This window comes from Tessaracoccus rhinocerotis, from assembly GCF_007197885.1.
Lineage (GTDB): Bacteria > Actinomycetota > Actinomycetes > Propionibacteriales > Propionibacteriaceae > Arachnia > Arachnia rhinocerotis.
Window position 1 is genome coordinate 33,970 of sequence record NZ_VKKG01000003.1, and the last position, 26,339, is coordinate 60,308.

Here is a 26,339-nt window from a genome sequence, read left to right on the forward strand (position 1 = left end):
GGGTCAGTAGCCCAGCATCTCCTTGCGGACGGGCAGCCACGCGATGGCGTCACGCACGGCGTCGGTCTCGGTCAGCTCGGCCTTCCAGCCGAGGACGTCGGCCGCCTTCGAGCTGACGGTGTAGACGCCGGCGACGTCGCCCGGGCGGGGGTCGCCGAACTGCACCTGCAGCGGGTCGCCGGAGATCTCCTCGAACGAGGCGGCCAGTTCCTTGACCGTCACGCCGTTGCCGGTGCCGATGTTGAAGACCTGGTAGGGACCGTCGGCCGTGGCGCGGTCGAAGCCCTCGAGCGCGGCGACGTGTGCCTTGGCGAGGTCCCAGACGTGGATGAAGTCGCGGATGCCGGAGCCGTCGCGAGTGGGCCAGTCGACGCCGGTGACCGTGAACGTCTCCTTGTTCACCCAGGCCTCGAGCAGCTTCGCGAGGACGTGGCTGGGCTTCTCGAGCTGCTGGCCGGAGCGCAGCTTCGGGTCCGTGCCGATGGGGTTGAAGTAGCGCAGGCTGAGGACCTTGACGTCGCTGGCCTTCGTGAAGTCCTCCAGCACCATCTCCACCATGTACTTGGTGCGCGCGTACGGCGATCCGGGCTGCAGGGGCGAGTCCTCGGTGACGACGAAGTTCTCGTCGGGCGCGTAGATGGAGGCCGAGGAACTGAACAGGAAGCGGTGCACGCCGTTGCGCTGCAGGCCCTCGAGCAGCGTGACGGTCTTGGAGACGTTGTTCTCGTAGTAGCCGAGCGGGTCGGCGACGGACTCGGGGACGATGATCTTCGCGGCGCAGTGCACGACGGCGTCGACCTGGTGCTCGGTGAACACGCGGTCCAGCAGGGCGGCGTCGGCGATGTCGCCCTCGTAGAGGGGCCGATCACCGATGAACTCGCGGCGTCCGGTGGAGAAGTCGTCGAGGATGACCACCTCGTGGCCGTTGTCCTCGCACGCCGATGCCACGGTGCTGCCGATGTAGCCGGCGCCGCCGGTGATCAATACCTTCATGGTGTCCTCTCGAGAGTTTCCGCTCAGAGCTTCCATCCTAGGACTGGGTGGGCCCCTGGCCGCACCCGGGCCGGGAAACGGTCACCAGCCCCGTGCGCGCCACTGCCCGAGGCTCGGGCGCTCCGTCCCGACCGTCGTCGACGCGCCGTGGCCGGGGTGCACCGCCGTCGCATCGGGCAGCGTCAGGAGGTGCTCGGAGATGGAGGAGAGGATCTGCTCGAAGCTGGAGTAGTCCCAGCGGGTGGCGCCGGGGCCGCCCTCGAACAGGGTGTCGCCGGAGAGGACGCAGCCCAGTTCCGGGGCCACGAAGCAGGTGGATCCCGGCGTGTGTCCGGGGGTGGCGACGGCGCTCAGCGTGGCCCCGGCGACGGTGAACATCCGGCCTGCGGCCAGCGGCTGGAACCCCGCGTCGGCGTGCTCGCGCTTCCACAGGAACTCGTCCTCGGGGCGCAGGAAGACCGGCGGATCGCCCACCAGCGCGGCGAACGCGGGCACGGCGCGGACGTGGTCCCAGTGACCGTGGGTGAGCAGGACGGCGGACACGCGTCGGCCGGCCACCGCATCGGCGACGGCGGCGGCGTCGTGGGCGGGGTCGACGACGATGACCTCCTCGGCGTCGCCGACCAGCCAGACGTTGTTCTCGTGTACGGGTGGGCCGGCCGGGTCACGGTTCCCGGCGGTCACGAGGCGGGTGACCGACGCCATGGTCCTACGCCGGCTCGGCCAGGGCGATGGCGACGGGGCCGATCAGCCTCTCGGCGTCGGCGGGGCCCTGGAAGTAGAGGGCCTCGAACACGTCGATCAGGTCCTCGGTGGGCATCCGGAAGCGCAGCCCCAGCTGGCGGGCGATCCGGCCCATGAAGTCGACCAGCTCGGGCCGGATCTCCGTGGCGAGGGCCTCGGCCCGGGTTGCGAGTTCCGGCGAGCGCAGGGCGCGGAGCCGGATCTCCATCAGCGTGATCCGGAACTCCTCGCTCGGGGCGATGATCGCGAAGAAGGTGGACAGCGCGGTGCCGGTGGCCCACTCGACGCTGACCGCATCCGGGGCGTCGGAGAACGCCTGGTCCAGGCCGGACATCACGACGTCGCGGTGGTGCTCCAGGACCGCGACGCAGAGGTCGTCCTTGGTGTTGAAGTTCGAGTAGAACGCCCCGCGGGTGAACCCGGCGGCCTCGCAGAGCTGTTCGACGCTGGTGCCGTCCACGCCACGGGCGGCGAACTCGCGGATGGCGGCCTCCACGAGTCGCTGGCGGGTGGCCACACGGCGCGGGGTGGTTTCGCTCATCGGCATTCCTTGCTGCTGGGTTTCCGCTCAGCTTAGCGACGCAGCCCGGGCCGTGGTGGGTTGGCCCGGGTCAGCGCACCAGGCCGTGCTCGTGCGCGAACACGGCGATCTGGACCCGGTCCCGCAGCCGGAGCTTGCGCAGGATGGACCCGACATGGGTCTTGGTGGTGGACTCGCTGATGAAGATCTGCGCGGCGATCTCGGTGTTGCTCAGCCCGCGGGCGACGGCTGAGAGCACCTCGAGCTCCTTGGCCGTCAGCTGCGCGAACTCCGGCGGAACGGGGGTGCGCTGCCGGTACTCGCCATCGAGCAGGGTCGCGAGGTCGCCCGGCGCCAGCACCGCATTGCCGCGGTGGACGGTGCGGATCGCGTCGCACAGCATCGCGGGGGTGGTGTCCTTCAGGAGGAAACCGCTGGCCCCGTAGCGGATCGCGGCGGCGGCGCGCTCGTCGAGGTCGAAGGTGGTCAGCACCACGACGCGCAGGGGCCGACGGCGCCGCGCCACCCTGGCCGGTGCGAAGAGCTCGCGGGTGGCGGCCACGCCGTCGAGCTCCGGCATCCGCAGGTCCATCAGCACCACGTCCGGCTCCAGCTCGTCGACCGCGCGGATGGCCTGGTGCCCGTCGGCGGCCTGGCCCACCACCGCCAGGTCCGGTTGCGCGTCGACCATGATCGCCACGCCGCTGCGGAACAGCTCCTGGTCGTCGACCAGCAGGACGCGGATCGGTGGCTGTGTGCTCATGGAGTCCTCGCTGCTCGGACGGGGAGCCACGCCTGGGCCACGTAGCGCTCCTCCCCGTCGACGATGTCCTTGCCGAAGGCCAGTCTGCCGCCCACCGACTCCACCCGGCGGGCCATCCCGAGCTGCCCGAGCCCGGGCCCGTCTCCATGGGCGGGCGCGCCCACGACTGGATTGGCCACCCGCAGGTGCAGCTCCGCGCCCCAGCGCTGCTCGACCTCCACCGGCTCCCCGCGTCGGCCGTGCTTCAGGGCGTTGGTGAGCATCTCCTGCAACGTCCGGTACGCCACCACCTGCAGCTCCGGCGGCAGCGGCCTGGGTTGCCCGGCGACGGACAGCTCGACGGCGTTGCCGGAGGAGCGCACCCCTTCGACGAGGTCGTTGAGTTCGGTGCGGACCCCGGCCGTGGCGTCGCTCGGCTCGTCGGCGCCGGCCAGCACGGTGCGGACGTCGCTGAGGGACTGCCGCGACGTCGCCGCGATGTTCGCCAGCGTGTCCCGGATCCGGTCCTGCTCTGCCGGGTCGAGGAACTGGGCCGACTCGGCCTGCGCCAGGATCACGGCGAGGGAGTGGCCGACGACGTCGTGCACGTCGTGCGCGAGCCGGGCCTGCTGCGCCCGGAGGGCTGCGATCTCGTCCGAGCGCGCGGCCTCCGCCTCGGCCTCGAGGCGCGCCTGCTGGGAGACCCGTGCCCTGCGCGTGGCCCGCATGGCCAGCCCGACGAGCCACGGCACGCCCAGGATGAGCATCACCATCGGGGCGGCCAGGAGGTAGGACTGCACCAGGTCGGACCACGCGTCCCGCCAAGGGAGGAAGTCCGGCCCGACACCCATCTTGTCCAGCGCGTGGGTGCTGACGAACAGTGCCCCGACGGGCACGGAGACCGCACTGGCCACCAGCACTGCGGGGCCGCCCCAGCAGGCCAGCGCGAACGTCACGTAGACGATGGAGAGCTGGGCCACGACGATGTCGCCGCCCAGGACCAACTGCACCGCACCGCTGAGCCAGACCACCGCCAGCGCAGCGCCGCCGTGGTGCCGCGCCAGGGCGCAGGCGGCCGCTGCGGCCACCGCCAGGAACAGCCCCGTGACGCTGACGCCGAACCCGAGGGCCCGCAGCAGGTCGCCCAGGCCGAGGACGTCGAAGCGGCTGTCCCACCCGGTCAGCCCCCGGCCCCGGGTGACCACCTCCAGCAGGGTCGGTGCGCCGTAGCGGCGCGCCGCCACCTCGAGCACCCCGACAAGCAGCACCAGCAGCGCGAGCGCCAGGTCTGGGAGGTAGCGGCGGGCTGGTTGCACGGTCACAATGGTGCATCCACCCGGGGCCTTTGGCGAACGCGCCGCTGCACGGGCTTCTCGACGAGGTGCCAGCTCAGCGCCGCGGCCGCGAGCGTCATCGCGGCGGCGACGGGCCCGGCCCACCCGCCCAGGTGGGGCCGGAGCCACATCGTGAACGGGTAGTTCCACAGGTAGGCGCCGTAGGACACGACGCCCAGCGCCGCCAGTCCCCGCACCGCCGGACGGGTCCCGACGTCGCGCCAGTCCCGCCAGGCGAGCATCAGCACCGCGGCCGCGGCCGCCACCACGGGTCCCGCCACCAGGTAGGTCCAGAAGTGGCCCCGGAGGGGGGCCAGCGCCATCGCGCCCAGGAGCACCAGCAGGACGGGGACGAGTTGCGACGGCGGCTGCCACCGCTGCAGGTACAGGCGTGCGGCCGCGCCGATGACGAAGCACACCGCCCACGACGTCGGCAGCGGGTAGGCCAGGTCCAGGTGCGGCGAGAGCCGCCACAGCGTGGCCACGCAGACGCCCAGGAGCAGCACGGTGAGCACCACCAGCACAGTGCGCAGCCGACGCAGCCGGTGCCCGAGCAGCAGCGTCGAGGGCCACAGCAGGTAGAACTGCTCCTCGGTTGCCAGCGTCCAGGTGTGGAAGGCGGCCGGACTGGCGTCGGCGATCGGGAGGTTGGCGGTGAAGGTCAGCATCACCAGCACCGAGGCCAGGAGGAGACCGCGCTCGTCGAGCGGGTCGAGGGTGAGGGTGACGAGGGCGAAGACCGCCACCATCGCCACCAGGGGCGGCAGCAGCCGGGCCGCCCTGCGCCAGTAGAACCGACCCAGCCGCACGCGGCCGTCACGCTCCAGCTCCTGCTGCAGCACCCCGGTGATCAGGTAACCGCTGAGCGAGAAGAACATCACCACCCCCACCACCCCGGCCCCGGGGAACTGGTCGGGGAAGGCGTGGCGGGCCATCACCAGCGCGATGGCGATCCCGCGCAGCACGTCCCAGCCCGCGACCCGCCCCGACCCGCCGCTCACGCTGCCCGCACGCGGGCCGGGGAGGCCGCCAGGGTGGCCTCGATCCAGGTGTCCAGCAGGGCCGGGTAGCCCCAGCCGTCGGCAGCGAACATCCGCGGCACCTGCGACTCGCCGGTCATCCCCGGCATGGTGTTGACCTCGTTCAGCACGGGTCCGGACGGGGTGAGGAAGAAGTCCACCCGTGCGATCCCCCGGCACCCCAGCGCCCGGTAGACCCGCTCCGTCGCGGCGCGCAGCTGCCCCAGCTCTGCCACGGTGAGGGGTGCGGGCACGAGGAAGCGGGCGGAGCCGTCGTACTTGGTGTCGGTGTCGAACAGGCCGCCGTCGACGAGGACCTCCAGGGGCGGGCTGATCCGCAGGTCACCGCCCGGGAGCTCCGCGACGGCCAGGTCGACCTCGCGGCCGTGGACCACCTCCTCCACGAGGACGCGGTCGTCGAGCTCGAGCGCCTCCGCCAGTGCCCCGCGCAGGTCGGCGGCGGTGCGGGCCAGCGAGACCCCGTGGCTGGAACCGGCAGAGACCGGCTTCACCACCACGGGACGGTGGAACTCAACGGTGGGCGCCTCCGCCGCGGTGACGACCCGGCCCCTGGCCGTCGTCACGCCCACGGCCTCGGCCGCCAGCTTCGTGGCCCACTTGTCCATGGCGAGGGCGCCCGCGCCGAGCGGTGAGCCGGCGCACGGGACGCCCGCCAGGGCACACAGGCCCGCCAGGGTGCCGTCCTCGCCGAGGCGGCCGTGCACCACCGGCAGCACGACGTCGCAGCTCCCCAGGACCCGCACCGCCGCCGCGAGGCTCGCGGCCGTCGTCGCGCCCAGCGGCACCCCGTCGTCGCCCGCCCAGCGCCCGTCGGGGCGGATGGTCAGCGCGATCACCTCGTGGCGTCGCGCGTCCAACGCGGCGGCGACGGCGGCCGCGGACGACAGGGACACCTCGTGCTCGCAGTTCTGGCCGCCGCCGATCACGGCGACCCTCGTTCGTGTGCTCACAGGTACTGCCTCTCCAGTCTCGTGCCCAGGCCGGTGACGATCTCGTGCGGCAGCGTGCCGCTCCATCGGGCCCAGTCGTCGATGGTCGGTTCCGCGTCGTGTCCGGGTCCGAAGACCACCGCCGTGGTCCCCGGCGGCACGGGTGCCCCGCCCAGGTCGACGACGGTCTGGTCCATGGAGATCCGTCCCCGCACCCGGCAGCGGCGGCCGTCGACCCAGACCTCCGCGACGCCGGAGGCCGTCCGCGGGAGGCCGTCGGCGTAGCCCACCGGCAGCAGCCCGACGTTGGTCGGGGTGTCGGTGACGTCGGCGTGCCCGTAGCCGATGCCGGTGCCCGCGGGCAGTGCGCGCACTTGCACGACGGGGGCGCTCAGTCGGATCGCCTGCGCCAGCCGGGCGGTGCCGGAGGGGTCGATGCCCACCAGCCCGGCGCCCACGCGGACGAGGTCCAGGTGGGTGCTGTCGTCGGTCAGCGTGGCGGCGGTGGCGGCGAGGTGGCGCAGCGTCGGCCGCAGTCCCGCCGACTCCGCGAGCGCCACCCCTGCCAGCAGCGCCCGGAGGCCCGTCCGGGTGCTCGGGTGGCCGGGCTGGTCGGCGCAGGGCAGGTGTCCCATGACGGCCACCACCTCGACGTGGCCCTCGAGTTCGGCGCGGCGCGCGCGGTCGAACAGTTCTGCCCAGTCGGCCGGGGCGGCGCCGTCGCGCGCCATGCCGGTGTCCAGGTGCAGGTGGATGCGCAGTGGGCGGGCGGGGCGCTGGGAGGTGACGCGAGCCAGGTGCTGGAGGCTCGGGATGCCGACGTCGACGCGGTAGCGGACAGCCGCGTGGACGTCGAGGTCGACGGGGTTGAGCCAGCTCAGGATCGGGGCCCCGATCCCGGACTCCCGCAGCCGGAGCGCCTCGGCCAGCGACGTGACGCCCAGCCAGCGTGCGCCATTGGCGAGCGCGACGCGGGCCATCTCGACAATGCCGTGGCCGAACCCGTCGGCCTTCACCACGGCCATCAGCGCCGCGTCCCCCGCCCGCCGGGCGAACAGGCGGGTGTTGGCGGCCACCGCCGAGGGGTCGATCTCCAGCCTGGGACGTGACGTGGGCGCGGGGGCCGGCGGGATGGCGAGGGCGCTCATGCGACCAACGCGACGTCGACCGGGCCGAACAGGGCGCAGGGTGCACCGTGACTGAGGGCCCAGTACCTGTCGCCGTAGGACCAGTGCCACCACTCCGTCGGGTAGTTGACGAGCCCCTCGCGGCCGAGGGCGTCGGCCAGGACGGTCCGGTTGCGTCGGGCCTCCGCGCTGACGGGCGCGTCGAACCAGCAGGCGCCCGCGCTCTGCTCCGGGGTCGCGTCGATCGGGGTGCCCATGTCGAGTTCCCGGCCGTGGGCGTCCACCAGGGTGAGGTCCACGGCCGCGCCGGCCACGTGCGGGGCCACCTCGATCGGCGCGACGAAGCGGCTCGAGAGGCGGCGGATCTCGACGGCGTCGGCGCCGGGGTGGAGGAGGCGCAGTTCCGAGGAGTAGGCGTCGATGATGGCTTGCTGGTCACTGCGGCTGCGATGGCCCTCGACCACCAGCAGGTCCGTGCCGGCGGGCAGGTGCGTCCGGGCCCTGGCCAACCGTTCCGCCAGCGCGCCCCGGACCAGGACGTGCGGTGCGAAGTCGAGCGGGACCAGGTGGCTGCCGTCGTCGCGGACCGGCACCTCGGCCACGCGCGGGTCGGAGAGGAGAATCGTCATGGCAACGAGCTTTCCGGGCGCGGCCCCGGGAAACCTCCACCTGCGGTACCGCCCGGCTGTTCCCAGGTACCGACCCCGTCCGGCCACGGGGGCAGGCCGTGGCCGGGGGCCATCAGGGTCCGGGCTGCGCCCCGCGGGCGAATCATTTGGATACGGAACTGTATCGACGTAGAATCCACTGCGCTGGTGTACCGAACCGGCCCCTCCCGACGACGCTTTTCGAAGGTGGCTCATGTCCGCACAGCTGTACGCCCTTGGTCGCTGGTGCTTCCGCAACCGGCTCAAGGTGATCGGAGTCTGGATCGCCCTGCTCGTCGTACTCGGTGGCACCGCCGTCGCGCTGGGGCCGAAGTTCAGCAGCACCTTCGAGATCCCCGGATCCTCCTCGCAGGAGGCGCTCGAGAAGCTCTCCATGACCTTCCCGCAGGGTGCGGCCATGACGGCGACGGCGATCGTCGTCGCACCGGAGGGCACCGACATCGCGGACCTCCGCACCGAGATCGAGCAGGGCGTCTCAGACCTGGCCGGGCTGGAGGTGGTGGACAACGCCACCTCGCCGTGGGACGAGTTCGTCTCGGGCCAGGTCTCCGAGGACGGCACCGCCGCGATCATCCAGCTCCAGCTGAACGTGACCGAGACCCCCACCGACGCCGAGCTCGCCTCCATCACGGACGCGGGGGAGAAGCTGCAGTCGCAGATGCCCGCCGGCACCGAGGTGGCCATGGGTGGCGAGGCGTTCAACATCGACGTCCCGGCGCTCAGCATCATCGAGGCCATCGGCCTCGTGGTGGCGTTCATCGTGCTGTTCGTCCTGCTCGGCTCGCTCGTGGCCGCTGGGCTGCCGCTCATCACCGCCGTCGTCGGCGTCGGCGTCGCGATGGGCATCATGCTGATCTTCTCCCAGGTGGCCGACCTCAACTCGGTCACGCCGCTGCTGGCGGTCATGCTGGGCCTGGCCGTCGGCATCGACTACGCGCTGTTCATCCTGTCCCGCCACCGCGACCAGCTCCGCGACGGCATGGAGGTGGAGGAGTCGGCCGCCCGCGCCGTCGGGACCGCCGGGTCCGCCGTCGTGTTCGCCGGCGTGACCGTGTTCATCGCACTGCTGGGCCTCGGCGTCGCCGGCATCCCGTTCCTGACCGTCATGGGCGTCTTCGCCGCCCTGACCATCGTGTTCGCCGTGCTGATCGCCCTCACCATGCTGCCCGCGTTCATCGGGCTCGTGGGCGAGCGCATGCGGCCGAAGCCGCGCAGGAGCACGAAGTCGCAGGAGGAGCCCGAGGCTCCCGGGAAGCGGGGCGGGCTCTTCGCCTGGTGGGTCGGCGTCACCACCAAGCACCCCGTGGTCACGATCGTCGCGGTCGTCCTGTCCCTCGGTGCCCTCACCATCCCCGCCGCCGGCATGCAGTTGTCGCTGCCCAACGCCGGGCAGAACGAGCCGGGCACCCCCTCGCGCGTCGCCTACGACCTGATCGCCGAGCACTTCGGCCCCGGCTACAACGGGCCCCTCGTGGTGACCGCCGACATCATCGCCTCCGAGGACCCGCTCGGCCTGGTCGAGGAGCTCAAGGCCGACATCCTCGCCCTCGACGGCGTGGCCGGCGTCCCGCTCGCGACCCCCAACCCCAACGTCGACACCGCCCTCATCCAGGTGATCCCCACCACCGCCTCCGACGACGCCGCCACGGCCCTCGTGGTGGAGGACCTGAAGCGGCTGGGCGAACAGTGGGAGGACGAGCTCGGCGTCTCGACCGCCGTCACCGGCTACACCGCCGTCCAGCTCGACGTCACCGCCAAGCTGTCGGCGGCGCTGGTCCCGTTCGCCATCCTCGTGGTGGGCCTGTCGATGGTGCTCCTCGCGGCCGTGTTCCGTTCCGTGTGGGTGCCGGTGAAGGCCACTGTCGGCTACATCCTCAGCGTCGGGGCGGCCTTCGGTGCCTCGACGCTGGTGTTCAACGAGGGCTGGCTGAAGGAACTGGTCAACCTCGAGCGCGGCATGCCCCTGATCAGCTTCCTGCCAATCCTCGTGATGGGCATCCTGTTCGGCCTCGCGATGGACTACGAGGTGTTCCTGGTGTCGCGGATGCGCGAGGAGTATGTCCACGGCAAGTCCGCGATCGAGTCCATCCGCGCCGGCTTCGTCGCCTCCGGACCCGTGGTGATGGCAGCCGCCCTCATCATGTTCGGCGTGTTCGCGTTCTTCGTGCCCGAGGGCATGGGGCCGATCAAGCAGATCGCCTTCGCGCTCGCCGTCGGCGTCATGGCGGACGCGTTCCTGGTCCGCATGACCCTGGTCCCCGCCGTGCTCGCGCTGCTCGGCGACAGGGCCTGGTGGCTGCCGAAGTGGCTGGACAAGCTGCTGCCGTCCTTCGACGTCGAGGGCGAGGTCCTGACCAAGAAGCTGGAGCTCGCGAACTGGCCCGGCGACGGCAGCCTGCTGCACGCCGACCAGATCTCGGTGGAGGGCGTCGTGGACCCCATCAGCCTGAAGGCTGTCCCCGGCAACGTGATTGGCATCGCCGGACCCCTAGGTGCCCGCACCGGACTGGCGCTCGCGCTCAGCGGCCGGCTCGCCGTCACCTCCGGCCGCGCCCGGGTGGTGGGGGAGCTCGTTCCCGAGTCCGCGTCGCTGGTCCGGCGTCGCACCACCTACGTCGACCTCGCGGTCGTCCCATCACCCGTGGCCGCGCTCGAGGGCATCGAGCCCCGCGCCGGCACCGTGGTGTTCGTCGACTCCGTCGACGTGGTCGCCTCCGAGGCCGAGAAGCAGGCGCTGGGTCGCCTGGTCGAGGCGGCCCGGGGCGGCGAGTTCGCGCTCGTGGTGTGCGCCGGGAACGCTGCGCACCTCGAGGAGACCAGACCGGACGGCATCGTCACCGTCACCGAAGCCGCACCCGTAGGGAGCAACGCATGAGGCCCGAAAGCATCAACCCCGGCCACAAGGTGGGCTGGCCCGCGCTCGTCGCGCTGGTCCTGGTTCCGCTGCTCGCCGTCGCAGCCCTGATCGGGCTGGTGAACGGAAGCAACGAGGAACGGGTCCGGGCCGCCGTCGTCAACCTCGACGAGGCCGTCACCGTCGGGGACCAGTACATCCCCATGGGCCGGCAACTGGCCGCCGCCATCATGGACCGCGAGGGCTCCAACATCTCGTGGACCCTCGCTGACGAGGCCAACGCCACCGCAGGCCTCGCCTCCGGTGAGTACGCCGCGGTGGTGACCATCCCCCAGGAGTTCTCCGCCGCAGCCACGTCCTTCAGCGAGAACGACGCCTCCGTCGCCCGCCAGGCGCGCATCGACATCACCATGTCGGACAACGCCCCCGTCACTGACGCCCGCGTCGCCGAGGAGATCGCCCGGATCGCCAGGGAGGGCATCAACTCCACCCTCACCGAGAGCTACCTGGACAACGTGTTCATCGGCTTCAACAGCGTCGGCGACCAGTTCGGGGAGATCGTCGACGGCGCCACGCAGCTCTCCGACGGCGCCACCCAACTGGCCGACGGCACCGGTGAACTCGCCGACGGCACCGGGGAGCTCGCCGACGGCATGTGGCAGCTCGCCGACGGCGGGACGCAGCTCGGCGACGGTGGCGAACAACTCGCCGACGGCGCCGACGAGGTGGTGGCCGGTGGCTCGCAGCTCTCCGACGGCGGCTCCGCACTCGCCTCCGGAAGCTCGCAGCTCACCGCTGGCGGCTCCGAGCTGGCAGCCGGCGGGACCCAGGTCGTCGACGGCGGCCGCCAGGTGGTCTCCGGCGGCAGCGCCCTGGCCGCGGGTGGCGACCAGCTGGTCTCCGGCGGCAGCACCCTCGCCGCCGGTGCGGAAGAGCTCAACCAGGGAATCGGCCAGTTCGCCGACCAGGTGCCCGCGCTCGTCGACGGCGTGGGCCAGCTGGTGGCGGGCGCCGAGCAGCTCCTGCCCGGCATCCCCGAGTACACGGCCGGCACCGAACAGGTCGTCGGCGGGGTCTCCGAGCTGCAGGCCGGGCTGGACCAGGCCATCGCCGGGCTCGACGCCGGGGGCGAGACCCCCGACCTGACCCAGCTCGAGGAACTCGGGAGCGGCGCCGAGGCGATCGGCGCCGGCGTGCAGGGCCTCGCGGGCGGCCTGCAGCAGCTGGACGGTGCCCTCCGGGGCTACGCTTCCGGCACCATCCCCGCGCCCGACCAGGTGCAGGCCATCCCGGGCCAGATCGCGGCGGGGTTCCCCAAGTGCCCGGTCGAGGACCCGGTCGAGGACCCGGAGACGTGTGCGCTGCTCCAGCAGTACTTCACAGCGGGCGCTACGGCCGGAGTCAAGGCCGGCTTCACGGCCGGGGTCGGGACCGCCTCCGCCGCCCTGAACACCCCGGACGAGAGCGGCGCGAGCCTCCTCGGCGGCGCCACCGCGCTGGCCGACGAGTCGGCCCCGTTCTTCGACGGCGTCGCCCAGCTCGCCGAGCAGCTGCCGGCCCTCGTGGAAGGGGTGCCGGCGCTCCGCGACGGCCTCCAGCAGATCTCCGACGGCATGGGCCAACTCGTCGACGGCGCCCAGCCGCTCGTCGACAACGCCGAGGCGCTCGGATCCGGGGCAACCCAGCTCCTGACCGGCATGCAGCAGCTCGACCAGCAGCTCGCGGCCATGCCCGCCGGCGTCGACCAGCTCACCCAGGGCGTCTCGTCCTTCGCCGACGGTGTCAGCCAGTACACCGAGGGCGTGGAGACCTACGCCGACGGCGTCAGCCAGTTCGCCGACGGCGTGGGCACCTACGCTGACGGCGTGCGCACCTACACCGAGGGCGTAGGCACCTACGTCGACGGCGTGGACACCTTCGCCGGCGGCGTCGGGCAGTTCGTCCTCGGCGTCGGCCAGTTCAACGACGGCGTGGGCCAGTTCGCCGACGGCGTGGGCACCTACGTCGACGGTGTGGACCAGTTCGCCGACGGCGTCGTGACCGCCGCCGACGGCACCGGTGAGCTCGCCGACGGCGTGGTCCAGCTCGACGACGGCGCCCAGCAGCTCGCCGACGGCGTCGACACCTTCGCCACCCAGCTCGACGAGGGCGCCGACCAGGTGCCCAGCTACTCCGAGGAGGAGCGCGAGGCGCTCTCCACCGTCGTTGCCTCGCCGGTGGCGGGCACCGGAGCGCTCACCGAGAACAACTCCGTCGGTCTGGCGGCACTGCTGCTGGTGGCGGGACTGTGGGTGGTGGGACTCGCGTCCTTCGTGATCGCCCGGGCGGTGCCCACCGACGTCGTCAGCTCGGGGGCGTCCAGCATCTCGCTGTGGTGGTCCGGCATCGGGCTGCCGTCGGCGCTCGCGGCAGGTCTGGGTGCCGTGCTCGGGGTCGTCGGCTCGCTCGCCGTCGGGCTCGGGTTCGGTCGCGCGCTCGGACTGGTCGTGCTGCTTGCCGGGCTCGGGGTCTCCTTCGTGCTCGTGAACCACGCCCTCGCGGCGTGGCTCGGCAACATCGGCCGCGGCATCTCCGCGCTGCTGCTGGTGGTCACGGTGGCGCTCGGCGTCACCTCCACCCTGCCTGGCTGGGTGGAGTCCGTGGCCACGGTCTCGCCCGTCCACAATGGTCTGTTGCTGGTCCGCACCTGGATGGCCGACGGTTCCGGGACGGTCGGCCTGGTGGGGGTCGCGGTGCTCGTCGCGGCGATCGCGTTCGCGCTGTCCTACCTGGCCATCGCCTCGCGCCGCCAGCTCACCGTCGACCAGTTCCGTCGCCGGGTGGTGGCCGCCTGACCGGTTTGGCCGCGCCCGCGTCGCCGGGTTGCCTTCGAGCCTGACCGGGGCAGACCGACGCCCTCGGGACTCCCGGTCTGACCCCGGCGGTTGCAATACTGGCAGGGTGCGTTTCGAAGGATCGGAGGTGTGGCCCATGAGCCCCGAGGACGTCCAAACCGATGACCTGGACCCGTTGGCCCCCGTCATCTACGGTGACGAACCGGTCGAGGAGACCCTTGAAGAGGACGCGGCCGACGGTGGGGTCTCGGACTCCGACGGCATCGTCCGCGTCTGGCTCGAGGACGGACGGCTCTCGAAGGTCCGTGTCTCTCCCACCTGGTACACCCGGCTGGGCAAGCGGACGCTGACCGAGTGCTTCTCGCAGGCCCTGCGCATGGCCAACGCAAACGCCTCGGTCGGGGTGGTGGAGCAGCGGCAAGCGCCCAGCTTCGACGACGTCGACTTCTCCGGCCTCCCGCGCTTCAACAACCGGACGTTCGCGGTCATGCAGAACCTGGTTGCGGACGCTGAGCAGCGCTGGGACGAGGCCATCGAGCGCTACCGGTCACGGCCCCGCACGGAACCGGGCACGGTCGAGGGCCGCTCCAAGGGAGTCACCGTCGCCCTGAACGGTGCCGGGCTGGCCCAGAGCGTCACGTTCGACGAGAAGTGGCTGGACTCGGCCCAGGCGGGGACCATCTGTGACCACGTGATGGCGGCCGCGGAGAACGCCTACGCCAAGCATGTCCCCGGCGACGACGACCGGGACGAACTCAACGACCTCGAGGACGAACACCGGTTCCTGATGGCAACCCTCAAGGCAATGCTCAACCCGAAGGAGCGATGATGACTGATCCCAAGGATCCCTGGTCCGAGGTGGAGCGCCGTGCCGCCGAGAGTTCGGTGGCCGGCGTGACGGCGGACAGCGACGACAGCCTCGACGACGGTGAGCTCGGCGAGGCCGCCATCAACCCGAACGCGCAGGGCGGCAAGGGCAAGGGCGACAAGAGCGGCATGATGCCGCCGATGATGATGGGCGGAGGCCGCGGCGGCGCCGCAGGTGCCACGGGCGCGCCCGGTGCAGGCGGCGGCGTGATGGACGCCGGCGCGATGGGCGGCGCCAACGCAGTCGGTGCGGCCGGTGCCATGCGCGCCCCGGGCCTGGGCAGCGGCGTCGGCGCCGGTGGGGCCGGTGGTGCGGGCCTCGGCGGCGGTCTCGGCGCGGGCGGCACGGGAGTCGGCGGCGGCGGCGTGATGGCTGCGGGCGCCGGACCCGGCGACGTCAACGGTGACGGCCTCGAGGACTCCTACGTCAGCGGCGGCATCGACCTGGACGGCGACGGCGTGGCCGACGTCGACTTCGACGGCAACGCCATCGGCTCGGGTGCCGGTGGCACCACCGGCGACGTCGACGGGGACGGCATCGCCGACCGCCAGGTAGTCGGTGGCATCGACACCGACGGCGACGGCATCGCCGACGTCGACCACAACGGCAACCCCCTCCCCGGCACCCCGGGCTACCAGCCGCCAGGCGGCAACGGGTCCGGCGTCCCCGGCCCCGGGGATCCCGGCTACGTGCCGGGTCCCGGTGAGCCGGGCTACGTGCCGGGTCCCGGTGAGCCGGGCTACGTGCCGGGTCCGGGCCAGCCGGGTTACGTCCCGGGTCCCGGCGAGCCCGGCTACGTCCCGGGTCCCGGCGAGTCTGGCCACGTCCCCGGTCCCGGCGGCGGCACGAGCCCCGGCCCGGGCACCGGTGTCATCGACCCGGGCACGGGCGGGACCGGCCCGGGCACCACCAGCCCCACCGCGCCGAGCGGTTCGGGCAGCACCTCGGGCGGAGGCTCCGGGAGCGGCTCCGGCGGCGGCATCTCGGCGGGCAGCGGTGGCGGCAGCGGCTACGGGTCCGGCACGGGCTCCAGCCCCACGGGCTCGAGCAGCGGGAGCGTGTCCGGGTCCGACGGGTACGTCGCGGATCCCGAGGCCCTGCGCAAGGCCGCCAAGGAGTGGAACACGCTCTCGGCCGAGATGAAGAGCGTGCAGTCCCAGTCCACCACCGTCAGTGAGTTCGGACTGGTGAAGCAGGTCCAGCCCTCGCACACGAAGCTCTCCAGCGCGGCCGCCAACTGGTCGGGCGGCGCCAGCGCCGAGTTCGATTCGCTGACCGGCAAGCTGACCAGCGCGGCGGGTGGTTACCAGGCCACCGAGGAGAACAACGCCGCCATGACCAAGTCGATCGACCAGGGAGGCTGAACATGCTGCCGGTGCAACAGATGGTGAGCAACGTCATGAAGGCGCTCGGGCAGGCCGAGCAGGCCGCCGCGGGGAACTACGAGTACTCCCAGGCGCGCGAGGAGATCTCCTCGCTGCGCGCCGCCGTGAACGCAGCCATCCAGCAGGACGAGGCCGAGGCCTCGAGCTTCTGGACCGAGCTGTCGCGGCTCGGGCGCCACACGTTCAACTACTTCTCCGAACGCCAGCGTTTCAACCAGCAGGCGGCGCAGGCCAAGGCCTCCGCCCTTGCGGCGCTGGCCCAGGTGGAGAACTTCTGCAACAGCAACGTCGCCCCGCACGCGAACGTCCCGGCTCGACTGACCTCGGACGCGGCCGAGTGGACCATGCGCTCGCGGCAGGTGCGCGCCATGTACAACCGGGCCAAGCGCCTGACCAACGTGGAGGGCTGGTCCGGTGAGGCGCGTGAGCAGTACTCCGCCGCTGCAGCCGTCCAGGCCAATGCGCTCAGCGAACTGGAGGGCGTCATGGTCAGCACCGCTGCGGGCGCGGGCGCCGGGGCGACGCTGAACCGGGCGATCTTCTACGTGGTGGGCAAGGCCGTGCGCGTGGCCACCTCACGGATCAAGTCGGCGCCGGGCAGCAACGGTGACCAGTACTACCTGCGCACCGCCACCGCCACCAACGAGTGCCGCAGTCTGCTGTTCGAACTCGCAGGCGCGGTCAGTGGCAAGGTCGCTGCCGGCTCGGCCAACGCGCTGAGCTCGGAGCTCGCAAAGACCATCACGCTGCCGAACCTGCTGGAGGTGGGCTCCTGGCCCACCGGCACCAGCGCGGCCGGGCGGGCCCCGGCCAACACCGGCGACACCGTGGACCCCGATGGTGGTTCTACCAACCTGAACACCGGCGGCGGCAGCGGCGGCGGCACTCCCGGCGTGGACCTCTGAGGCAGGGATGAGTCAGCGACCAGCCCCCTCGGGGGGTTCCCGCACCGCGCTCTGGGTGGTCATCGCGGCGGCCGCGGTCGTCCTCGTCGGCCTCGTCGTGTGGGGCCTCGCCGGGCGCGGCGAGGCCGAGCCGTCGCCGACGCCCACCGACGCCGCCACGACGCCGTCGACGCCCACCGACCCCGCCACCGACGACCCGGGGGGCGAGACCACCGGGGCCACGGACCCCGGCGACGGGCAGTGGGGGCCGATGCCGCCGCCCAACGTGGACTCGCTGAAGCCCCTGGACAACCCGGAGGCGCTGCCCGAGCAGGTCGGCCCGTTCGTGCGGGAGGAGGTCACCTCCAACGTGGGCGGCGCGAGCGTCTTCTACGACGACCCGGAGGCGTTCCGCTCGATCAGCGTCAACACCTCCACCGGATCGCACCACTACCAGGAGTGGGTCGCTGCGCTGACTGACCCTGCCTACCACGGCAACGCCGTGTGCGGCAGCTACAGCTTCGAGGGCAGCGACGGCATCGAGTGCATCGTCGCGGGCACCAACGCCACCCTGAAGACGGGCACGGCTGACATCGACGTGATCACCATGGAGGAGTTGGCCGAGTTCACCAACGAACTCCACGACCAGTTCTGACCCGACGAGTGCGAGGGGCATTGATGAGCGGCCTCATGGACGACGAGTACGACCCGCTGGCGCCGGTCCACTACGGTGACGACGCCGTCGAGGACGAGCCGTCGCAGGGCCACGACGCCGGCTTCACCGACGGCGACAACATCGTGCGCGTCTGGGTGGCCGACGGTCGGCTGACCCGCGTCCAGATCTCGCCCGTGTGGCACCACAAGGTCCGGGAGAAGACGCTCGACCAGTGCTTCGCCGCCGCGCTGGCGTCGGCGCGGATCCAGGTGGCGCCCGCCGTCGAGGAGCCACAGGAGCCGGACCTCACGGGCGTCGACTTCTCCGGCCTGCCGCGGTTCAACCGCAGCCCGTTCGTCACCTACCGGCTGGCGCTGCAGAACTTCAACCAGCGCTGGGAGGACGCGGTGGAGCGGGCGCGCACCACGCCGATCGAGGCTCCCCGACCGGTCTCGGCCGAGACGGAGGGAGTCACCGTGCGCCTGGACGCGGAGGGCCACGCCGTCGCCGTCGAGTTCGACGAGGAGTGGCTGGAGGACATGAGCGTGAAGGACGTCAACCACTGGGTCGTGGAGACCGCGAACCGCGCCTACGCCGCCCACGAGGCGGCGCCCGAGCCGAGGGACGAGCTGGCAGACCTGACCCGCGAGCACGAGATCCTCATGGCGGGGTTGATGCGGATGCTCACCGGGAAGGACGGACGATGACCGATCCAGAGGATGTCTGGGCAGAGGTGGCGCGCCGGGCGGCCGTGAGCCGGTTCTCCGGGGCCACCGCCGACGATGACGACGTGCTCGTCAACCAGGAGCTGCGCGAGGCGCAGCTGAACCCGAACCGGCAGGGCGGCCAGGGCGGCGTGGGCGGTCCCGGAATGATGCCGCCGATGATGATGGGCGGCATCGGCGCCGGCGGCGCGGGCGGTGCCGCTCCCTCCGGCGGCGGGCTCGGTGGCGGCGCGGCGGCTGCTGCCGCCTCCAGCACGAGGCCCCCGCAGGCCAGCACCGGACTGGGCGTGCAGGCTGCCCAGGCGCCCCTGGCCGAGGAGGTACCCGAGGAGCCGGAGGTGCCTGGCATCGGCGGCGGGGTCGGGGGTGGCGGAACCGGCGGCGGCCTTCCCGAGGGCGGAGCGCCGGCGGGTGGCGGCGCCGGTCCTGCCGACGGGTTCAGCGCGGACCCCGTCGCAGTGCGGGGGATCGCCTCCAAGTGGGCGGAGCTGGCGCAGGAGATCCACTCCCTCGAGAGCCCGGCGTTCGACGCCGCGCTGGGCCTGGTGCTGCCCCCCGAGCGGCCGCAGCAGGCAGTCACGGAGCAGGTTCGGGCCTGGACCACGGGTGCGGGAGCGGAGTTCGACGCCCTCGTGAGCAGGCTGCACGACGTCGCCGCCCAGTACGAGGCGGTCGAGGAGACCGGGGCCGCCGAGATCCGGAAGGAGACGGCCGATGGCTGACCAGGAACCGCGCCCCACGGGCCGCGTCATCGCCCACGAGGACGCCTCCGGCGCCGGGCAGCTGCGCGAGCTGCGCAGGATCGGCTACCAGGGCGACGACGTCGCCGAGGAGGAGCCGCTGCCCGAGCCCGAGTTCGCCGACGTGACCGCGGCCCTCGAGGAACTGGAGACCACCGTCGCCGCCGTGCTCGCCGAGGACCGGGCCCAGTGCGTGGAGGCCCTGGCCCAGCTGCGCAGCATGTTCCCCTCCGTGTACACGCTCGTGGCCGAACAGCTGGGCGCGGCCGCCGACACCATCGCCGAGGGCATCGCGGCCCGGCTCGAGGGGCTGCGGGCGCTCGTCGACGAGCGGGTCGCCCCCCATGCCGAGGTCCCCGCGAAGCTGGAGGCCGAACGCGACCTCGAGCGCAGGCAGGGTGAGAAGGTGCTCGAGATCGCGAAGCAGGTCCGCGAGCTCGTCGCCGTGGAGGACTGGACCGGCGACGCGGCCGAGGGCTACCGTCGGGCCGCACTCGTGCAGGCCGGCGCGCTGGAGGAGCTGGCCGGGGTGGAGGACAGCTCGGCCAACGCGCTTGACCACAGCGCCCTGCTCAACCGGGCGGCGTTCTTCTACACCTCCGAGGCGATCTCGTTCACCGCCACGCGGGTCAGGGCACTGCCGCTGGGGGACACCAGCCGACTGTTCCAGCGGAGCCGGGGGATCGAGTCCCAGCTGGCCGTCCTCGCGGGCAAGCTCTCCCACGAACTCGACTCCATCGCCGACGGCGACACCGCCAAGGGCCTCGCGACCGAGCTGGACTCCCTGCTGGGGATGCCGAGCGTGCTGCTCCCCACGGGCTGGCCCACCGGCGGCGACTCCGCCGACCTGCCGCCCGCCCCCACGGCGGGGGCGATCCCCCGGCTCTCCTGACGTCCCGCCCGCCCCGCCCGCCTCGTCCGGGTCGTGGGCGGCCGTCGCGTCGTCGTCGCCCGACCCGACACGCCGCACGGAATCGCCGCAGGGGTTACGGGCCACCTCTGGCCCGATTTCGCTCGGCGGTTCGGGTCGGGTCGGTCAGTGACCGGCCGACGGCGCGGGCCCGGCAGCCCGGCATCAAGGTGCACGGGCCGAGGAGGCGCGTGCACGAACGTGCAATCAGATTGCACCTACGTGCAGGACCAGATTGTCTGGTTGCTACACGGTTCGAGGCGCGCCCGAGACACGCCATTCGGATCGGGTGTCCGGGCCAGTCCCGGTGGACCAGGACGCGTGGTTGCGTTCGCTAGCTGACACAGAGGTCAGGAATGGAGTCAAAATGGATGTAACGCTCGGAACCATCTTCCTATCGGAAGTAGTCGGATCAGCACTGCTGCTCCTGCTCGGTGGTGGCGTTGTCGCCAACACCTTGTTGAAGGGGTCGAAGGGTGAGGGAACCGGCTGGTTGCTCATCAACTGGGGCTGGGGTATCGGTGTCTTCGTGGGTGTCATCGCGGCCTACTCGTCCGGCGGCCACCTGAACCCGGCCGTCACCGTCGGCGTCATCGCCAGCGGCGCGGAGGAGTTCGTCCCCGGGGTCGCCGTCTCGTTCGCCTCCACAATGGTCTACTTCGCCGGTGAGCTCGTCGGCGCCATGATCGGCGCGCTGCTGATGTGGCTCGCCTACAAGCAGCACTTCGACGCCGAGGAGGACCAGGCCAAGAAGCTCGGCGTGTTCTCCACCGGCCCGCAGATCCGCAACCCGCTCTGGAACACCATCACTGAGGTCATCGGCACCTTCGTCCTGGTCTTCGGTGTCATGGCAGCCTCCGGCTTCACCAACGCACAGGCGGAGGGCGGCGCCGTCAACCTCGGCTGGCTGGGCGCACTCGGAGTCGCACTGCTCGTCTTCGGCATCGGCGTCAGCCTGGGTGGCCCCACCGGATACGCGATCAACCCGACGCGTGACCTCGGCCCCCGCATCATGCACGCCATCCTCCCGATCAAGGGCAAGGGTGGCTCCGACTGGGGCTACTCCTGGGTCCCGATCGTCGGTCCCCTCATCGGTGGTGTCCTCGGCGGCCTGGCCGCCCAGGTCCTGCTCCCCTGATCCATTCGCACAAGACACAAGGAAGTGAGAATTCATGACTGACAAGTTCGTCATGGCAATCGACCAGGGCACGACCAGCACCCGTGCCATCATCTTCGACCACAGTGGCAAGATCGTGGCCACCGGTCAGAAGGAGCACGAGCAGATCTTCCCGAAGGCCGGCTGGGTCGAGCACGACGCCAAGGAGATCTGGGACAACGTCCGCTCCGTCGTGGCCGACGCACTCTCGAGGGCGAGCCTCAACAGCGGCGACATGGCCGCAATCGGCATCACCAACCAGCGCGAGACCACCCTGGTCTGGGACAAGACCACCGGTGAGCCCGTCTACAACGCGATCGTCTGGCAGGACACCCGTACCGCCAAGATCATCGACGACCTCGGTGGGGAGGAGGGTCAGGACAAGTACAAGGAACGCGTCGGACTGCCCCTGGCCACCTACTTCGCGGGCCCGAAGGTCAAGTGGGTCCTCGACAACGTCGAGGGTGCACGGGCCAAGGCCGAGGCCGGCGAACTCGTCATGGGCACCATGGACAGCTGGGTGCTCTGGAACATGACCGGCGGCACCGACGGCGGCGTGCACGTCACCGACGTCACCAACGCCTCCCGCACCATGCTGATGGACCTGAAGACCCTCAGCTGGGACGAGTCCATCGCCGAGGACATGGGCATCCCGATGTCGATGCTCCCCGAGATCAAGAGCTCGGCAGAGGTCTACGGCGAGGGCCGCGCACGCGGACTCCTCCCCGGCGTCCCGATCGCGGGCATCCTGGGCGACCAGCAGGCGGCCACCTTCGGCCAGGCCTGCTTCGAGCCCGGCATGGCGAAGAACACCTACGGCACCGGCAACTTCATGCTGCTCAACACGGGCGAGGAGATCGTCCCGTCGAAGAACGGACTGCTGACCACGGTCTGCTACAAGATCGGCGACAACAAGCCGATCTACGCCCTCGAGGGTTCCATCGCCGTCACCGGATCGCTGGTGCAGTGGCTGCGTGACAACCTCAAGATCATCGGCAGTGCGCCGGAGATCGAGGAGCTGGCCGCAACGGTCGAGGACAACGGTGGCGCCTACTTCGTGCCGGCTTTCTCGGGCCTGTTCGCGCCGTACTGGAAGTCCGACGCACGTGGTGCCCTCGTGGGCCTGACCAGGTACGTGAACCGTGGCCACATCGCCCGCGCCGTGCTGGAGGCCACCGCCTTCCAGACCCGCGAGGTGCTCGAGGCCATGGAGGCTGACTCCGGGGTCAAGCTGGCGGAGCTGAAGGTTGACGGCGGCATGACCGGCAACGAGCTGCTGATGCAGTTCCAGGCCGACCAGCTCGGCGTCGACGTGGTTCGCCCCGTCGTCGCGGAGACCACGGCACTGGGTGCCGCCTACGCCGCCGGCATTGCCGTCGGGTACTGGGGTGGTGAGCAGGACGTCATCGACAACTGGGCCGAGGACGCCCGCTGGACGCCGCAGGTGGACGAGGGGGAGCGCGACCGGGTCTTCCGCAACTGGAAGAAGGCAGTCACACGCACCTTCGACTGGGTGGACGACGACGTCGTGGAGTGATGACCGCGATCCTTCAACGGGCCGGGCGGCGTGGGGTGACCCACGCCGCCCGGTTCTTTCCGTTCCGCGGCCGCTCTCCTGACCCGCTGCGATGGCAAGGGGTCAGGATGGCCGCCGACGGCGTCAGGCCCTGAAGCGGACCATGTTGTTCATCACCCAGCCCTCGTCGGGGAAGTGGCGCCAGGTGCCGTCGGCCTGTTGCACCGAGGAGATGTGGCTGGACCACGTGTAGGACCGGGAGGCATCGCTGCCCGTGATCGCGGTGTCGCACTCGGTGCGCCACCTGCGGCCGTCGGCCGCGCTCCACGAACCCGTGTACCCGAGGGGGTTCGACGCCCACTGTGAGCGAGTCATCAGCGGGGCGTAGGTGAGGTTGTTGAAGATCCAGCCCGTGGTGGAGACGTAGTGCCCGTCGACCAGGTTGACCTGTGTTCCGTGGATCTGGGTGGTGCAGCGAATGGTCCGGGAGTAGGCCTCGCACTCGGTGTACCACTGGCGCCCGTTGACACGGTGGAATCCGGGCGCCAGGTACAAGTCCACGGGCGCGTCGGTGGGCGGGGAGGTCGTTGGCGCCTTGGTGGTCGGGGCCACGGTCACGGTGACTGTGGGGTGCACGGTCGCGGTCGACGTGGCGGTCGTGGTGACGGTGGGGGTGAGCGTCGCGGTCGGCGTCACGGTGGTGGTGGGCGTCAGGGTGACGGTCGGGGTGACCGTGGTGGTCGTCGTGACTGTAGGGGTGGGGGCCGTGACTGTGACCGTGACGGTCGGAGTGGACTTCGGGGTCGCTGTTGGCTCGGCATCGGCTGCGACAGCGACTTCGACCACACGGGGCGCGATGGCCTGGCGCTGGTTGGCGGCGGAGGCGTTGACCGCCACCCGGATCACGTCGCCGGGCTCTGCGTCGGCCGGGACGGCGATGGTCACGGGGGCTGTGGCGGAGTTCCCGACCGCGAGGCCGGGCACCGAGACCCGGCCGCTCGGGCCGTCAACGGTGCCCACGGTTCCGGCGGCGGCCAGGGTGGCCGGCGCCGTCAGGCTGGGGGAGGTGGCCGGACGGACCATGGAGTTCGCCGAGTTGGAGCCCTGGTCATAGATGCCGAGGTCCTTCAGCACCCGGGCCGCGGCCCGGCCGTGACCGAACGCGGAGAGCGCGTCACCGTCGAACCACGTGGAGGGGACCGTGCCGGAGTTCTGCGCGAGCATCTCGCCGGCGAGGTCGATGACGAACGCGTTGTTCTCTGCGGCTACGGCGCGGACCAGGTCGTTCAGGGCCGACGACGTCAGCTCGGCCGCCGGGTCGGTCACGGGGATGGGAGTTCGTCCGAGGGCGCGGACGGCCCTGATCGCACCGGCCAGTTCGACGGCGTAGCCCTCCTCGCCGCCGGCGGCGGCGACATCGGCGGAGACGACGGGCAGCAGTACCAGTCGCGAGTCCGACACTCCGGCAGCCCGCTCCAGCCAGGTGATGCGCTCCGCGAGGGAGGACGTGCCGGGAGTTGCCGTCACCACGTAGTCCCGACGATGGCCACGCTCCCAGCGGTTGCGTTCGGTCAGGATCTGGGGCCAGGTGCGCCAGCTCCCCTCCGGCGGCCGAGGACTGAGAGCTCGCCGAGGACCAGGACGGGGTGGGACTGGTGGGTGGGTGCGCTGAAACCGAGGAAGCTGTCCACGAACTCGGGGTCCGCGACAGTTGCCGAGCGCTCCACCAGGTAGTGGAACGGCTCAGAGGCAGCGGCCCAGGCCCAGACCCGTTCCAGGTTCCCGACGAACCCGGCGGAGACGCCGCCGCCGGTGGCAACCCCGCCCGCATGGAGGGTGTCGGCGGTCGGCACGTCGGCCCCGAACACCTGCCGGTCAGCAATTGCCACGGTCAGGCCGTCGACCAGGAGCCGGGTGGTGCCCTGACCGGCGGCCAGCGAGACTGAGTGGCGCGCGCCGTCGTCGAGGCCCATGTCACCGGAGGACAGCGACAGGAGCTCGCGGCCCTCGTTCACGACGGTGGCGTGGACTCCGCCGTCCCTGCTGACGAGGCGCAGGAAGGAGTCCGCGGTGGCGGAGTCGTGCAGGGAGAGCAGGACGCCCTCCTCGGCGGAGGTGGTGCTGAACCGGGCGAGGTAGGTGCCCTGCACCTGGCTGCCAACGCCAGTCGTTCCGAGGTCCACACTTCGGTCCTCGACCCGGGTGCCGTCGAACGCGCCGGTGAATCCGTAGCCGAACGTCTGCGAGACCGCGTTCGTGAGCAGGACGGAGCTGTTGGGGACGTGCCCGCCGCGCGGGATCTCCGCGCCCTCCGCGCCGACGCCGGCTTCGGGGTTCCAGCGGCCGAAGGTCTCGAAGAAGTTGCGCGCGAACTGCCAGTGGCCGTGGGCGCTGGGGTGGATCGCATCGCCGTACCAGAGCTGGGGGGCTTCCCCCGCGTTCGTGAATCTCCACTCGCCGAAGTTGTCGATGACCACGACCTGGTTCCGGGCGGCCACCTCGCGCATCGTCTGGACGTACTCCGGGTAGTTGGCGCGGACCCCGCTCGGGCCACCCTGGATCGGGTTGGCGGTGGCGAACACCGCGACGGCACCGACGGCACGGGTCCGGTCGATGATCTCCTGCAGGTTGTCCTCGTACATCGAGAGGGTCTGGTTCGTGGTGGTGGCGGCGTCGTTCATGCCGATCATGGTGACAACCACGTCGGGATCGTACTGGCCGGCTCGCTCCTCGAAGGTGTCGCGCACGCCGATGGTGTTGGCGCTCGCGCCGGCGGTGTGCCCGGAGATGGCGGTGTTCACGACCGTGTCCTCCTCGTTGCCGAGCTCCGCGAACCTTGCCTGCGCCTGCTCCGCCCACGAGCGGAAGCCATAGGTCCAGAGTGCGCCGTGGGTGATGGAGTCGCCGGTGAAGACCCAGGTGGACGGCGTCTCCTTGTCCGGCGCGAGCAACTGGTCGCGGATGGTCTCGAGGTCGTCGAGGGCGACGGGGAAACGGTTGATGGAGTCATTGTCCGGGGCGATGCCCTGCATCTCGGGGGACGTGACGCGGCCGTCGGTGATGACCAGGCGCTGGATGGTGCCGGTGAAGCCATCGGTCCAGACGCCGTCGCCGGCGTTGCGTTGGCCGACGTGGACGCTGTCCAGGCCGAAGTCGGCCATGAACGGTGCGCCGTCGGTGAACAGGACCGGGCTGGCGTCGAGGTGGATCCAGGTATGGCCGTTGCCGACCACGACGTGCACCTGGTGCGGCTCGCCCGCGGTCAGCGCCACGGGCACGGTCCGCTCCAGGAGGACGCCCGAGGCGCCCGTGACCTGCAAGCGCAGTGAGCTGCCGACCAGCGAGAGCGTCGCGCCGTGCGAGGGATTCTCGGACGAGAACAGGTGTGCGATGGTCTGGGTTCCCGCGACGGCGGAAGCGGTGAAGTTCACCTGCAGCGTGCCCTGCGCCAGGGCGCCTGCGGCGGCCATTCCGTTGGCGGCGGGCCCGAAGCCGAAGTGCTCGGAGCCGTCGAACCGGGCCCGGGCGTCACCGACGTTCCAGCCGAATCCGAAGACCATGGTGGACTGTGGGGGTGGCGGCCCCTCAGCTCTCGAAGTGGCGGGGCCGAGGCCGATCAGGCCGAGGACCAGGGCGACCGCGAGGGCGCAGGTGAGCAGGGCACGTCGTTCGACATCGAAGCGCATGCTGGGACACTCGCGGGTCGGTCACGGCG

At 71.5% G+C, this 26,339-nt stretch carries 22 protein-coding genes; 11 read left to right on the top strand and 11 right to left on the bottom strand.

Annotated elements, in window-relative coordinates:
- Positions 1–3: 3 nt before the first annotated feature.
- The 9 genes from galE to FOJ82_RS08410 form a co-directional block, all read right to left on the bottom strand.
- Positions 4–993: a UDP-glucose 4-epimerase GalE gene (gene galE, locus FOJ82_RS08370; protein ID WP_143938039.1), complete on the bottom strand. Its 990-nt coding sequence runs from the start codon at positions 991–993 to the stop codon at positions 4–6.
- A gap of 81 nt (positions 994–1,074) precedes the next feature.
- Positions 1,075–1,698 carry an MBL fold metallo-hydrolase gene (locus FOJ82_RS08375; RefSeq protein ID WP_143938040.1) on the bottom strand — a complete coding sequence of 208 codons (624 nt, stop codon included), beginning with the start codon at positions 1,696–1,698 and terminating at the stop codon, positions 1,075–1,077.
- A 4-nt stretch (positions 1,699–1,702) separates the two neighbouring features.
- A complete protein-coding gene (locus FOJ82_RS08380; RefSeq protein WP_185975689.1) occupies positions 1,703–2,278 on the bottom strand; it encodes a TetR/AcrR family transcriptional regulator in 576 nt (191 codons plus the stop codon).
- 70 nt (positions 2,279–2,348) lie between these two features.
- The gene (locus FOJ82_RS08385; protein WP_143938042.1) at positions 2,349–3,020 is read right to left on the bottom strand and encodes a response regulator; all 672 of its coding nucleotides are present in this window, start codon (positions 3,018–3,020) and stop codon (positions 2,349–2,351) included.
- Complete coding sequence (locus tag FOJ82_RS08390) at positions 3,017–4,321, bottom strand: sensor histidine kinase (protein ID WP_143938043.1); 1,305 nt, start codon at positions 4,319–4,321, stop codon at positions 3,017–3,019. Before FOJ82_RS08390 ends, FOJ82_RS08385 begins: the two co-directional genes overlap by 4 nt.
- A complete protein-coding gene (locus tag FOJ82_RS08395) occupies positions 4,318–5,334 on the bottom strand; it encodes an acyltransferase family protein (RefSeq protein ID WP_221933080.1) in 1,017 nt (338 codons plus the stop codon). The genes FOJ82_RS08390 and FOJ82_RS08395 overlap by 4 nt, the downstream gene beginning before the upstream one ends.
- The gene (locus tag FOJ82_RS08400; RefSeq protein ID WP_246099813.1) at positions 5,331–6,323 is read right to left on the bottom strand and encodes a D-alanine--D-alanine ligase family protein; all 993 of its coding nucleotides are present in this window, start codon (positions 6,321–6,323) and stop codon (positions 5,331–5,333) included. The genes FOJ82_RS08395 and FOJ82_RS08400 overlap by 4 nt, the downstream gene beginning before the upstream one ends.
- Positions 6,320–7,450, bottom strand: a complete 1,131-nt coding sequence (gene alr / locus FOJ82_RS08405) for an alanine racemase (RefSeq protein ID WP_143938045.1) — start codon at positions 7,448–7,450, stop codon at positions 6,320–6,322. The genes FOJ82_RS08400 and alr overlap by 4 nt, the downstream gene beginning before the upstream one ends.
- A complete protein-coding gene (locus FOJ82_RS08410; protein ID WP_143938046.1) occupies positions 7,447–8,058 on the bottom strand; it encodes a M15 family metallopeptidase in 612 nt (203 codons plus the stop codon). The genes alr and FOJ82_RS08410 overlap by 4 nt, the downstream gene beginning before the upstream one ends.
- Before the next feature lie 232 nt (positions 8,059–8,290).
- On the opposite strand from FOJ82_RS08410, the gene FOJ82_RS08415 reads away from it, so the two are divergent.
- The 11 genes from FOJ82_RS08415 to glpK all read left to right on the top strand — a co-directional run bounded on the left by FOJ82_RS08415 (position 8,291) and on the right by glpK (position 22,645).
- Entirely contained in the window at positions 8,291–10,972 is a 2,682-nt protein-coding gene (locus FOJ82_RS08415; RefSeq protein WP_143938047.1) for an MMPL family transporter, read from the top strand.
- Entirely contained in the window at positions 10,969–13,785 is a 2,817-nt protein-coding gene (locus tag FOJ82_RS08420; RefSeq protein WP_143938048.1) for a hypothetical protein, read from the top strand. Before FOJ82_RS08415 ends, FOJ82_RS08420 begins: the two co-directional genes overlap by 4 nt.
- Before the next feature lie 136 nt (positions 13,786–13,921).
- Entirely contained in the window at positions 13,922–14,614 is a 693-nt protein-coding gene (locus tag FOJ82_RS08425) for a YbaB/EbfC family nucleoid-associated protein (protein WP_143938049.1), read from the top strand.
- Positions 14,614–16,017, top strand: a complete 1,404-nt coding sequence (locus tag FOJ82_RS16875) for a hypothetical protein (RefSeq protein ID WP_185975690.1) — start codon at positions 14,614–14,616, stop codon at positions 16,015–16,017. The genes FOJ82_RS08425 and FOJ82_RS16875 overlap by 1 nt, the downstream gene beginning before the upstream one ends.
- A gap of 2 nt (positions 16,018–16,019) precedes the next feature.
- A complete protein-coding gene (locus FOJ82_RS08435) occupies positions 16,020–16,943 on the top strand; it encodes a hypothetical protein (protein ID WP_143938050.1) in 924 nt (307 codons plus the stop codon).
- Between the two features lie 7 nt (positions 16,944–16,950).
- Positions 16,951–17,577 (top strand): hypothetical protein, encoded by a 627-nt coding sequence (locus FOJ82_RS08440; protein ID WP_143938051.1) that lies wholly within the window; start codon positions 16,951–16,953, stop codon positions 17,575–17,577.
- A 23-nt stretch (positions 17,578–17,600) separates the two neighbouring features.
- Positions 17,601–18,284, top strand: a complete 684-nt coding sequence (locus FOJ82_RS08445; RefSeq protein ID WP_143938052.1) for a hypothetical protein — start codon at positions 17,601–17,603, stop codon at positions 18,282–18,284.
- Positions 18,281–19,024, top strand: coding sequence for a hypothetical protein (locus FOJ82_RS08450; RefSeq protein WP_143938053.1), 744 nt, complete (start codon positions 18,281–18,283; stop codon positions 19,022–19,024). The genes FOJ82_RS08445 and FOJ82_RS08450 overlap by 4 nt, the downstream gene beginning before the upstream one ends.
- Complete coding sequence (locus FOJ82_RS08455; RefSeq protein WP_143938054.1) at positions 19,017–19,934, top strand: hypothetical protein; 918 nt, start codon at positions 19,017–19,019, stop codon at positions 19,932–19,934. Before FOJ82_RS08450 ends, FOJ82_RS08455 begins: the two co-directional genes overlap by 8 nt.
- Positions 19,935–20,319: 385 nt before the next feature.
- Positions 20,320–21,090, top strand: a complete 771-nt coding sequence (locus FOJ82_RS08460; protein WP_143938055.1) for an MIP/aquaporin family protein — start codon at positions 20,320–20,322, stop codon at positions 21,088–21,090.
- Between the two features lie 34 nt (positions 21,091–21,124).
- Positions 21,125–22,645 carry a glycerol kinase GlpK gene (gene glpK, locus FOJ82_RS08465; RefSeq protein WP_143938056.1) on the top strand — a complete coding sequence of 507 codons (1,521 nt, stop codon included), beginning with the start codon at positions 21,125–21,127 and terminating at the stop codon, positions 22,643–22,645.
- Between the two features lie 123 nt (positions 22,646–22,768).
- Here the strand turns inward: glpK and FOJ82_RS16465 are convergent, their stop codons facing one another.
- Both FOJ82_RS16465 and FOJ82_RS08475 read right to left on the bottom strand, forming a co-directional pair.
- Positions 22,769–24,202, bottom strand: coding sequence for an SGNH/GDSL hydrolase family protein (locus tag FOJ82_RS16465; protein ID WP_221933101.1), 1,434 nt, complete (start codon positions 24,200–24,202; stop codon positions 22,769–22,771).
- Positions 24,196–26,310 carry a GDSL-type esterase/lipase family protein gene (locus FOJ82_RS08475; protein WP_143938058.1) on the bottom strand — a complete coding sequence of 705 codons (2,115 nt, stop codon included), beginning with the start codon at positions 26,308–26,310 and terminating at the stop codon, positions 24,196–24,198. The genes FOJ82_RS16465 and FOJ82_RS08475 overlap by 7 nt, the downstream gene beginning before the upstream one ends.
- Positions 26,311–26,339 lie beyond the last annotated feature (29 nt).

Bases quoted from the DNA above. Each gene is read 5' to 3' on its own strand.
- galE (WP_143938039.1), bottom strand. From the start codon at position 993: ATGAAGGTATTGATCACCGGCGGCGCCGGCTACATCGGCAGCACCGTG.
- FOJ82_RS08375 (WP_143938040.1), bottom strand. From the start codon at position 1,698: ATGGCGTCGGTCACCCGCCTCGTGACCGCCGGGAACCGTGACCCGGCC.
- FOJ82_RS08380 (WP_185975689.1), bottom strand. From the start codon at position 2,278: ATGAGCGAAACCACCCCGCGCCGTGTGGCCACCCGCCAGCGACTCGTG.
- FOJ82_RS08385 (WP_143938042.1), bottom strand. From the start codon at position 3,020: ATGAGCACACAGCCACCGATCCGCGTCCTGCTGGTCGACGACCAGGAG.
- alr (WP_143938045.1), bottom strand. From the start codon at position 7,450: ATGAGCGCCCTCGCCATCCCGCCGGCCCCCGCGCCCACGTCACGTCCC.
- FOJ82_RS08410 (WP_143938046.1), bottom strand. From the start codon at position 8,058: ATGACGATTCTCCTCTCCGACCCGCGCGTGGCCGAGGTGCCGGTCCGC.
- FOJ82_RS08415 (WP_143938047.1), top strand. From the start codon at position 8,291: ATGTCCGCACAGCTGTACGCCCTTGGTCGCTGGTGCTTCCGCAACCGG.
- FOJ82_RS08420 (WP_143938048.1), top strand. From the start codon at position 10,969: ATGAGGCCCGAAAGCATCAACCCCGGCCACAAGGTGGGCTGGCCCGCG.
- FOJ82_RS08425 (WP_143938049.1), top strand. From the start codon at position 13,922: ATGAGCCCCGAGGACGTCCAAACCGATGACCTGGACCCGTTGGCCCCC.
- FOJ82_RS16875 (WP_185975690.1), top strand. From the start codon at position 14,614: ATGACTGATCCCAAGGATCCCTGGTCCGAGGTGGAGCGCCGTGCCGCC.
- FOJ82_RS08435 (WP_143938050.1), top strand. From the start codon at position 16,020: ATGCTGCCGGTGCAACAGATGGTGAGCAACGTCATGAAGGCGCTCGGG.
- FOJ82_RS08440 (WP_143938051.1), top strand. From the start codon at position 16,951: ATGAGTCAGCGACCAGCCCCCTCGGGGGGTTCCCGCACCGCGCTCTGG.
- FOJ82_RS08445 (WP_143938052.1), top strand. From the start codon at position 17,601: ATGAGCGGCCTCATGGACGACGAGTACGACCCGCTGGCGCCGGTCCAC.
- FOJ82_RS08450 (WP_143938053.1), top strand. From the start codon at position 18,281: ATGACCGATCCAGAGGATGTCTGGGCAGAGGTGGCGCGCCGGGCGGCC.
- FOJ82_RS08455 (WP_143938054.1), top strand. From the start codon at position 19,017: ATGGCTGACCAGGAACCGCGCCCCACGGGCCGCGTCATCGCCCACGAG.
- FOJ82_RS08460 (WP_143938055.1), top strand. From the start codon at position 20,320: ATGGATGTAACGCTCGGAACCATCTTCCTATCGGAAGTAGTCGGATCA.
- glpK (WP_143938056.1), top strand. From the start codon at position 21,125: ATGACTGACAAGTTCGTCATGGCAATCGACCAGGGCACGACCAGCACC.
- FOJ82_RS08475 (WP_143938058.1), bottom strand. From the start codon at position 26,310: ATGCGCTTCGATGTCGAACGACGTGCCCTGCTCACCTGCGCCCTCGCG.